The sequence below is a fragment of the Streptomyces sp. NPDC037273 genome (assembly GCF_055603625.1).
The window spans coordinates 85,096-93,239 of sequence record NZ_JBVJVO010000022.1 but is presented as its reverse complement, the minus strand read 5'-3'; the positions used below and the strand labels follow the sequence as shown (position 1 = coordinate 93,239).

The 8,144-nt window shown below is 70.1% G+C and carries 3 protein-coding genes; all 3 read left to right on the top strand.

Annotation, left to right across the window (positions count from 1 at the left end; genetic code table 11):
- The coding region (locus tag ACZ7G1_RS36310) for a HAMP domain-containing protein (RefSeq protein ID WP_471204400.1) at positions 1-4,233 on the top strand (4,233 nt) is incomplete at its 5' end.
- A gap of 295 nt (positions 4,234-4,528) precedes the next feature.
- Complete coding sequence (locus ACZ7G1_RS36305; protein ID WP_017237733.1) at positions 4,529-5,203, top strand: response regulator; 675 nt, start codon at positions 4,529-4,531, stop codon at positions 5,201-5,203.
- A gap of 115 nt (positions 5,204-5,318) precedes the next feature.
- Positions 5,319-8,114, top strand: a complete 2,796-nt coding sequence (locus ACZ7G1_RS36300; protein WP_470880113.1) for a DNA translocase FtsK — start codon at positions 5,319-5,321, stop codon at positions 8,112-8,114.
- Positions 8,115-8,144 lie beyond the last annotated feature (30 nt).

The following is an 8,144-nucleotide window of genomic DNA, read 5'->3' as shown; positions in this document are numbered from 1 at the left end:
ACGACGGCGGTGGCCAACGGTGACCTGTCGCAGAAGGTCACGGTCGACGTGGCCGGCGAGATGCTGGAGCTGAAGAACACCGTCAACACGATGGTGGACCAGCTGTCGGCCTTCGGTTCCGAGGTGACCCGGGTGGCCCGGGAGGTCGGCGTCGAGGGTCTGCTCGGCGGTCAGGCCGAGGTGCCGGGTGCGGCGGGGACGTGGAAGGACCTCACCGACTCGGTGAACACGGCCTTCCGGAACCTGACCGGTCAGGTGCGGGACATCGCGCAGGTGACGACGGCGGTGGCCAACGGTGACCTGTCGCAGAAGGTCACGGTCGACGTGGCCGGCGAGATGCTGGAGCTGAAGAACACCGTCAACACGATGGTGTCGCAGCTGTCGTCGTTCGCGGACCAGGTCACGCGGATGGCCCGGGACGTGGGCACGGAGGGCCGGCTCGGCGGTCAGGCGCGGGTGGACGGTGTCTCGGGCCGCTGGCGCGAGCTCACCGACTCCGTGAACTTCATGGCCGGCAACCTGACGTCGCAGGTGCGGCAGATCGCGCAGGTGACGACCGCGGTGGCCCGTGGTGACCTGTCGCAGAAGATCGACGTGGACGCGCGCGGCGAGATCCTGGAGCTGAAGAACACCATCAACACGATGGTCGACCAGCTGTCCGCGTTCGCGGACCAGGTGACCCGGGTGGCCCGCGAGGTGGGTACGGACGGGAGGCTCGGCGGTCAGGCGCAGGTGCCCGGTGTGGCCGGTGTGTGGCGTGATCTGACCGACTCGGTGAACGGCATGGCCGGCAACCTGACGACTCAGGTGCGCAACATCGCCCAGGTCGCCACGGCGGTGGCCCGCGGTGACCTGTCGCAGAAGATCGACGTGGACGCGCGCGGCGAGATCCTGGAGCTGAAGAACACCCTCAACACGATGGTGGACCAGCTCTCGAACTTCGCCGAGCAGGTGACCCGGGTGGCCCGCGAGGTGGGCACCGAGGGCATCCTCGGCGGTCAGGCCGAGGTGCAGGGGGTCTCCGGCACCTGGAAGGACCTCACCCAGTCGGTGAACTTCATGGCGAACAACCTCACCATCCAGGTGCGGAACATCGCCGAGGTCACCACCGCGGTCGCCATGGGCGACCTGTCGAAGAAGATCACGGTCGACGCCCGGGGCGAGATCCTGGAACTGGTCACGACCGTCAACACGATGGTCGACCAGCTGTCGAACTTCGCCGACGAGGTCACGCGCGTTGCCCGCGAGGTGGGTACGGAGGGCATCCTCGGCGGCCAGGCACGCGTGCGCGGGGTCACCGGTACGTGGAAGGACCTCAGCGACAACGTCAACCTGATGGCCAACAACCTGACCAACCAGGTGCGGAACATCTCCCGGGTCTCGGCGGCCGTCGCCAACGGCGACCTGACGAAGAAGGTGACGGTCGAGGCGCGGGGCGAGGTCGCCGAGCTCGCCGAGACCGTCAACACGATGGTGACGACCCTGTCGTCCTTCGCGGACGAGGTCACGCGCGTGGCGCGCGAGGTGGGCACGGACGGTGAACTGGGCGGCCAGGCCCGGGTTCCCGGGGTCTCCGGCACCTGGAAGGACCTCACCGAGTCGGTGAACTCGATGGCCGACAACCTGACCGGTCAGGTGCGGCAGATCGCCGCGGTCACCACCGCCATCGCCAAGGGCGACCTCACCAAGAAGATCGACATCGACGCGCGCGGTGAGATCCAGGAGCTGAAGAACACCATCAACACGATGGTCGACCAGCTGTCGAACTTCGCCGAGGAGGTCACCCGGGTGGCCCGCGAGGTGGGCACCGACGGTCAGCTCGGTGGCCAGGCCCGGGTCCGGGACGTCGAGGGCACCTGGTGGGACCTGACCGAATCCGTGAACGAGATGGCCGAGAACCTCACCCGGCAGGTGCGGGCCATCGCGGCCGTCGCGACCGCGGTGACCCGCGGCGACCTCAACGTCAAGATCGACGGCGTGGACGCGGCGGGCGAGATCCAGGCGCTCCAGGACAACATCAACACGATGATCGCCAACCTGCGCGACACCACCCTCGCCAACGACGAGCAGGACTGGCTGAAGAGCAACCTGGCCCGTATCTCCGGCCTCATGCAGGGCCGCCGGGACCTCGACGACGTCGCCTCGCTCATCATGAGCGAGCTGACACCGGTCGTCTCGGCGCAGCACGGCGCGTTCTTCGTGGCCATGCCGACGGGTTCGGCACACGGCGACGCCGAACTCGTCGGCGAGGCGGAGGGCTCGTACGAGCTGCGCATGCGGGGGAGTTACGGATACTCCACCGGGTCCATGCCGACCTCCTTCCGGCCCGGCGAGACGCTCATCGGGACGGCCGCCGAGGAGAAGCGGACCATCCAGGTCAACGTGCCGCCGGGGTACCTGAAGATCTCCTCGGGTCTCGGGGAGGCCTCGCCGGCGCATGTGATCGTGCTTCCGGTGCTCTTCGAGGGCAAGGTCCTCGGGGTGATCGAGCTGGCGTCGTTCCAGCCGTTCACGCAGATCCAGCGGGACTTCCTCAACCAGATCGCCGAGCTGATCGCCACCACGGTCAACACCATCAGCGTCAACACCAAGACCGAGGTGCTGCTCCAGCAGTCGCAGAAGCTCACCGAGCAGCTCAAGGAGCGGTCGGCGGAGCTCGAGCACCGGCAGAAGGAACTCCAGGGCTCCAACCTGGAGCTGGAGGAGAAGGCGGAGCTGCTCGCCCGGCAGAACCGCGACATCGAGGTGAAGAACACCGAGATCGAGGAGGCCCGGCAGGTCCTGGAGGAGCGTGCCGAACAGCTCGCGGTCTCCATGCGGTACAAGTCGGAGTTCCTGGCCAACATGTCGCACGAGCTGCGCACGCCGCTCAACTCGCTGCTGATCCTTGCCAAGTTGCTCGCGGACAACGCCGAGACGAATCTGACGCCGAAGCAGGTCGAGTTCGCGGAGACGATCCACGGCGCCGGTTCGGACCTGCTCCAGCTGATCAACGACATCCTCGACCTGTCGAAGGTCGAGGCGGGCAAGATGGACGTCTCGCCGACCCGGATCGCGCTCGTCCAGCTCGTCGACTACGTCGAGGCGACCTTCCGGCCGCTGACGGCGGAGAAGGGGCTCGACTTCTCGGTGCGGGTCTCGCCCGAGCTGCCGGCCACGCTCCACACCGACGAGCAGCGGCTGCTCCAGGTGCTGCGCAACCTCCTGTCGAACGCGGTGAAGTTCACCGACACGGGCGCGGTGGAGCTGGTGATCCGGCCGGCCGCGGCGGACGTGCCGCAGTCGATCAGGGAGCAGCTCCTGGAGGCCGGTTCGCTGCGTGATCCGGAGGCCGCGCTGATCGCGTTCTCGGTCACCGACACCGGGATCGGGATCGCGGCCGGGAAGATGCGGGTCATCTTCGAGGCGTTCAAGCAGGCCGACGGCACGACCAGCCGCAAGTACGGCGGTACGGGTCTTGGCCTCTCGATCAGCCGGGAGATCGCGCGGCTGCTCGGCGGCGAGATCTTCGCGGCGAGCGAGCCGGGCCGCGGTTCGACCTTCACGCTCTACCTGCCGCTGAGCCCGACGGAGCTTCCCTCGCACGGGTACGGGCAGGGCGCGGCGGACGCCGAGGACGCGCAGCAGGGCGCGGAGGAGGGGATGGGCGGGGTGATCCAGCCGTTCCCGCACTTCCCGCCGCCGCCGGTGCGGACCGAGGCGCGGTCGGGGGCCGGGGCGCTGTTCCGGCACCGGCGCAAGGCCGCGGCGGACGCGTCCGGGGGGCGCAACGGGGTGCCGGGGCAGTCCGGCGAGCCGTACGCGGCGGGCCGCGCGGAGCAGGAGGCGGAGGTGGAGCCGCGCCGTACGTTCAACTTCTCCGGTGAGCGGGTGCTGATCGTCGACGACGACATCCGCAATGTCTTCGCGCTCACCAGCGTCCTGGAGCAGCACGGTCTCGCGGTGCTGTACGCGGAGAACGGGCGGGAGGGCATCGAGGTCCTGGAGCAGAACGACGACGTGACGGTCGTCCTGATGGACATCATGATGCCGGAGATGGACGGATACGCGACGACGACGGCGATCCGGCGGATGCCGCAGTTCGCCGGGCTGCCGATCATCGCCCTGACGGCGAAGGCGATGAAGGGCGACAAGGAGAAGGCGATCGAGTCGGGTGCCTCGGCGTACGTGACCAAGCCGGTCGACCCGGATCACCTGCTGTCGGTCATGGAGCAGTGGATGCGGGGCGAGTGACCCCGCTGCCGGGGGTTCGCGCGGAGCGCCGCGCGGACCCCCGGACTCCGCTGACGGAACGTCGCCACGGGCGTGTGAGGGGGCGGGAAACGGGGAACCTTCTGGTCTCCCACCGCGTTTCTGCTACGTGCACAGTGACATCGCGGTGACAGGGTGTGGCGACGGGCGGGGTGCGGCTACGATGACCGGCACAAGGACGGACGGCGTCAGGGAGTCGTCTTCTGGGGCGGCGCCCGGTGCTTCCCCCGGCTCCGGGAGCCGGGGCGAGCCGTTGCCGGGGCGAGGAGGACGGGGCATGGTGCAGAAGGCCAAGATCCTCCTGGTCGATGACCGGCCGGAGAATCTGCTGGCGCTGGAGGCCATTCTCTCCGCGCTCGATCAGACGCTGGTGCGGGCATCGTCCGGGGAGGAAGCGCTCAAGGCGCTGTTGACGGACGACTTCGCGGTCATCCTGCTCGACGTCCAGATGCCGGGAATGGACGGTTTCGAGACCGCCGCCCACATCAAGCGGCGGGAGCGGACCCGGGACATCCCGATCATCTTCCTCACCGCCATCAACCACGGCCCGCACCACACCTTCCGCGGGTACGCGGCGGGCGCGGTCGACTACATCTCCAAGCCCTTCGACCCGTGGGTGCTGCGCGCCAAGGTCTCCGTCTTCGTCGAGCTCTACATGAAGAACTGCAAGCTGCGCGAGCAGGCCGCCCTGCTGCGGCTGCAGTTGGAGGGCGGCGGCGAGGGTGGTCAGGGCAAGGAGGCCGCGGGCCTGCTCGCCGAACTCTCCGCCCGGCTCGCGGCCGTCGAGGAGCAGGCGGAAGCCCTGTCGAAGCAGCTCGACGACGACTCGGCCGACGCGGCGGCCGTCGCCACGGCCGCGCACCTGGAGCGCAAGCTCACCGGTCTGCGCCGTGCCCTCGACGCGCTGGAGCCGGGAACGGGCGCCGCGCCGACGCTTCCCGCCCAGAGCTGACACGTCGTCACCGAAGGGCGGAAGCTCGTGATCGGGCGTCAGCATCGTGCCCCGGGACGGACGACACGATCGGGTGAGGCGGACAGCCCGTACCTTCACCGGTAACCTCAGCACCATGGCTTCACGTACGTCCGGCAAGGGTTCTCAGGGCACGGCGGGCGCCGCGAAGCCGCGCGCCGGTCGTACGACGGGCGCCGCGAAGAAAGCGGCACCCGCGAAGGCCGCGGCCAAGCCGCCCGCCAAGAAGGCGCCGGCGAAGAAGGCCGCGCCCGCCAAGCGAGCCCCCGCGCGTAAGACGGCGGCGAAGAAGGCCGCTCCCCGCCCGGCCCCGTCACCGACCGGTGGCGTCTACCGGCTCGCGCGCGGCGCCTGGCTCGGCGTCGCCCACGGGGTGGGCGCGATGTTCCGGGGGATAGGGCGTGGCGCCAAGGGGCTCGACCCGGCCCACCGCAAGGACGGGCTGGCGCTGCTCCTCCTCGGCCTCGCGCTGATCGTCGCCGCCGGCACCTGGTCCAATCTGCGCGGCCCGGTCGGCGACCTCGTCGAGATGCTGGTGACCGGTTCCTTCGGCCGCCTCGACCTGCTGGTTCCGCTGCTGCTCGGCGCGATCGGCATCCGGCTGATCCTCTATCCGGAGCGGCCCGAGGCCAACGGCCGGATCAGCATCGGCCTCTCCGCCCTCGTCATCGGCGTCCTCGGACAGGTCCACATCGCCTGCGGTTCGCCGGGGCGCGGCGACGGCAGCGCGGCCATGCAGGACGCCGGCGGCCTCATCGGCTGGGCCGCCTCGCAGCCCCTCGTCTTCATGATGGGCGAGGTCCTCGCCGTACCGATGCTGGTCCTGCTCACCGTCTTCGGTCTGCTCGTCGTCACCGCCACCCCCGTCAACGCGATCCCGCAGCGGCTGCGCGCCCTCGGCGCCCGGCTCGGCATCGTCGAACCCGCCTACGACCCGGCGGAGGCCGAGGAGCACGAGGGGTACGACGAGGACTGGCGGGACGCCGCGCCGCAGCCCGCACGCAGGGCCGCCCGCCGTCGCGCCGCAGGGCCCGCCGAGCCGTACGACGTGGACCGGGCCGAGGCGGAGATGCTGGAGCGGCGCGGCCGGCCCGCGCCGCGCTCCGAGACGCCCGCCTTCGACCTCGGGCTCGACCCGGTGGACGTCGCCGCCGCGGCGGCCGCAGCGCTGGACGGCGCCGTCCTGAACGGCATGCCGCCTTCGCCGATCGTCGCCGACCTGACCAGGGACGTCACCGCCGAGCGGGACGCCGCCGTGGCCGCGGCGGCCGCGGAGCAGGCCTCGAAGGCCGCCGCGCCCGTACCGCCCGCGCGTGGGGGTGAGCGGCGTCCCGGCGGAGGCGTACCCGATCTGACCAAGCCGGCGCCCGAGCCGACGGATCTGCCGCCGAGGGCGGAGCAGCTGCAGCTCGCCGGGGACATCACGTACGCGCTGCCCTCGCTCGACCTGCTGGAGCGCGGCGGGCCGGGCAAGACCCGCAGCGCCGCCAACGACGCCGTCGTGGACGCGCTCTCGAACGTCTTCACCGAGTTCAAGGTCGACGCGGCCGTCACGGGGTTCACCCGCGGCCCGACGGTCACGCGGTACGAGGTCGAGCTCGGCCCCGCCGTGAAGGTCGAGAAGATCACGGCCCTCACCAAGAACATCGCGTACGCCGTGGCCTCGCCCGACGTGCGGATCATCTCGCCGATCCCCGGCAAGTCCGCGGTCGGCATCGAGATCCCGAACAGCGACCGCGAGATGGTCAACCTCGGCGACGTGCTGCGCCTCGCGGCGGCGGCCGAGGACGACCATCCGATGCTGGTCGCGCTCGGCAAGAACGTCGAGGGCGGCTACGAGATGGCCAACCTGGCGAAGATGCCGCACGTCCTGGTCGCCGGCGCCACGGGCTCCGGCAAGTCCTCGTGCATCAACTGCCTGATCACGTCGATCATGATAAGAGCGACCCCCGAGGACGTACGGATGGTGCTCGTCGACCCCAAGCGGGTCGAGCTCACCGCCTACGAGGGCATCCCGCACCTGATCACGCCGATCATCACCAACCCCAAGCGGGCCGCCGAGGCCCTCCAGTGGGTGGTGAAGGAGATGGACCTCCGCTACGACGACCTGGCGGCGTTCGGCTACCGGCACATCGACGACTTCAACCAGGCGATCCGGGACGGCAAGATCAAGCTGCCCGAGGGCAGCGAGCGCGAGCTCAACCCGTACCCGTACCTGCTCGTGATCGTCGACGAGCTCGCCGACCTGATGATGGTCGCGCCGAGGGACGTCGAGGACTCGATCGTCCGCATCACCCAGTTGGCCCGCGCGGCCGGCATCCACCTGGTGCTCGCCACCCAGCGGCCCTCGGTGGACGTCGTCACCGGTCTCATCAAGGCGAACGTGCCCTCCCGGCTCGCCTTCGCCACCTCCTCGCTCGCCGACAGCCGGGTCATCCTCGACCAGCCCGGCGCCGAGAAGCTGATCGGCAAGGGCGACGGACTCTTCCTGCCGATGGGCGCCAACAAGCCCGTCCGCATGCAGGGCGCCTTCGTCACCGAGGACGAGGTCGCGGCCGTCGTCCAGCACTGCAAGGACCAGATGACCCCGGTCTTCCGGGAGGACGTCACCGTCGGGCAGCGGCAGAAGAAGGAGATCGACGAGGACATCGGCGACGACCTCGACCTGCTGTGCCAGGCCGCCGAGCTGGTCGTCTCCACCCAGTTCGGCTCCACCTCGATGCTCCAGCGCAAGCTGCGCGTCGGCTTCGCGAAGGCCGGGCGGCTGATGGACCTGATGGAGTCGCGCAACATCGTGGGGCCCAGCGAGGGTTCGAAGGCGCGGGACGTCCTGGTCAAGCCCGACGAGCTGGACGGCGTGCTGGCCGTGATCCGCGGGGAGTCGGGGGCGTAGGCGCGGGGAGCCGGGGTACCCGTTCGAGAC

Coding starts and splice junctions, on each gene's coding strand:
- ACZ7G1_RS36305 (WP_017237733.1), top strand. CDS start 4,529: ATGGTGCAGAAGGCCAAGATCCTCCTGGTCGATGACCGGCCGGAGAAT.
- ACZ7G1_RS36300 (WP_470880113.1), top strand. CDS start 5,319: ATGGCTTCACGTACGTCCGGCAAGGGTTCTCAGGGCACGGCGGGCGCC.